Source organism: Acidovorax sp. HMWF018, assembly GCF_003061035.1.
Classification (GTDB): Bacteria; Pseudomonadota; Gammaproteobacteria; order Burkholderiales; family Burkholderiaceae_C; genus Acidovorax; species Acidovorax delafieldii.
Map to the genome: position 1 here is coordinate 1 of NZ_QAIM01000589.1, position 2,061 is coordinate 2,061.

Sequence of the window (2,061 nt, forward strand, 5' to 3'; positions counted from 1 at the left end):
GTGGGTGCATGGCAATTTACGAACTCGACGGTGTGGCTCCCCAAGTGGCGGCGTCGGCATGGGTGGCCGACAGCGCGCAGGTGATGGGCAATGTGGTGCTGGGTGAAGACGCCAGCGTGTGGTTTGGCACCGTGGTGCGCGGCGACACCGAGAGCATCACCATCGGCGCAGGCTCCAACATCCAGGACGCGAGCGTGCTGCACGCCGACATCGGCAAGCCCCTGGTGGTGGGCGAGCGGGTGACGGTGGGCCACCAGGTCATGCTGCACGGCTGCACCATCGGCGACGAATCGCTGATCGGCATTGGCGCTGTGGTGCTCAACGGCGCCAAGATCGGCAAGAACTGCCTGGTGGGCGCGGGTGCGCTGGTCACCGAGGGCAAGGAGTTCCCCGATGGCTCCATGATCATCGGCAGCCCGGCCAAGGCCGTGCGTGAACTCACCCCTGAGCAGATCGAAGGCCTGCGCCAGAGCGCTCAGCACTACATCGACAATGCGCGCCGCTTCCAACACGGCTTGCACAAGATCGGCTGAACGCCGCCCACTGGCGCTCGCTGCTGCTATTTTTCTCCTGGAATCCCTGCGTGTCTGAACTCCACAAGTTTCTTTTCGATGGCCTGCCCGTGCGCGGCATGATCGTGCGCCTCACCGATGCCTGGACCGAGATCCTGAAACGCCGGGCGGGCAACACCGCCACCGGCGCCTATCCCGCCCCCGTGAGCGAGCTGCTGGGCGAGATGGCGGCCGCCGGCGTGCTGATGCAGTCCAACATCAAGTTCAACGGCGCGCTGGTGCTGCAGGTGTTTGGTGATGGCCCCGTCAAATTGGCCGTGGCCGAGGTGCAGTCGGACCTGAGCCTGCGCGCTACAGCTACCGTGAATGGCGAGGTGCTGCCGGACGCGAAGCTGAGCCACATGGTCAATGTGGGCGGCGGTGGCCGCTGCGCCATCACCCTGGACCCCAAGGACCGCCACCCCGGTCAGCAGCCCTACCAGGGCGTGGTGCCTCTGCACGGCGACCACCACGAAAAGCTGGAGCGTCTGTCGGACGTGCTGCAGCATTACATGCTGCAGTCCGAGCAGCTCGACACCATTCTGGTGCTCGGCGCCAACGACCAGGTGGCGGCAGGCCTCTTGATCCAGCGCATGCCCATCAAGGGCGAGGGCAATCTGGCCGCGGGCCTCTCGCACCGCGAGAACGAAGACCAGATCGGCCACAACGAGGACTACAACCGCATTGCGCACCTGGCTGCCAGCCTGACCCGCGAAGAACTGCTGACGCTGGACGTGGACACCATCCTGCGCCGCCTGTTCTGGGAAGAAAAGTTGCTGCGCTTTGAACCCCAGCAGGGCGCCAGCGGCCCGCGTTTTGCCTGCACCTGCAGCCGCGAGCGCGTGAGCAACATGCTGCGCAACCTGGGCGCTGAAGAGGCCGAGAGCATCCTCGCCGAGCGCGACGACATCGAAGTGGGTTGCGAGTTCTGCGGCCAGCAGTACCGGTTTGATGCCGTGGATGCTGCGCAGATTTTTGTCTCGCCCGCCGCTGCTCAGCCCCCGGGGCCCACAGGCATCCAGTAGCCGTCTGCAGCCTCCATCGGGCGCGGTGGTCGGCTGACCATCGTTGACAATCGCCCCCGCCATCCCCGCCTAAGATTCCCGGGTCACCCTGCAGCAGCGCCTGTCGCTGCGAGGGGCCGGCGCACAAGGTTCGATCGCAAGGCCTGTGTGCGTTCAAGCGATCACATCCGGTCGCGCAGGAAATGAACGAGGGGTGTCATGCAGTTTCTTCGCCGTGTTCTGGGGGGCCACCGGGCCAGCCCGGCTACGCCTCCGCTGGCGCTGTACGACAGCGCGGCGGCACCCGACTCGCGGCGTGCCGATACCCTGCTCGCCGCGCTGGACATCGACGCCGCCATCAATGCCCACGAGCGCTGGAAAGACCGCCTGATGGACTACCTGGAGGGCCGCACCTCCGCCGGGCTGGACCCGGTGCTGGTGCGCCGCGCTGACCACAGTGCGCTGGGCCGCTGGTTGCACGGCGTAGGCGGCGAGCTGCTGGGCGA

General features: G+C 66.5%; 3 protein-coding genes. All 3 read left to right on the plus strand.

Annotated elements, in window-relative coordinates:
- Nucleotides 1–8 precede the first annotated feature (8 nt).
- Nucleotides 9–533: a gamma carbonic anhydrase family protein gene (locus tag DBR23_RS25095; protein WP_056061680.1), complete on the plus strand. Its 525-nt coding sequence runs from the start codon at nt 9–11 to the stop codon at nt 531–533.
- Nucleotides 534–583: 50 nt separating this feature from the next.
- Nucleotides 584–1,576, plus strand: a complete 993-nt coding sequence (locus DBR23_RS25100; RefSeq protein WP_108499929.1) for an Hsp33 family molecular chaperone HslO — start codon at nt 584–586, stop codon at nt 1,574–1,576.
- Nucleotides 1,577–1,774: 198 nt separating this feature from the next.
- Nucleotides 1,775–2,061 (plus strand): CZB domain-containing protein (locus tag DBR23_RS31720; protein ID WP_233250734.1); only part of this gene is annotated, 287 nt, incomplete at its 3' end.

What these genes read in the sequence shown, in the direction of transcription:
- DBR23_RS25095 (WP_056061680.1), top strand. Translation starts at nt 9, where the DNA reads ATGGCAATTTACGAACTCGACGGTGTGGCTCCCCAAGTGGCGGCGTCG.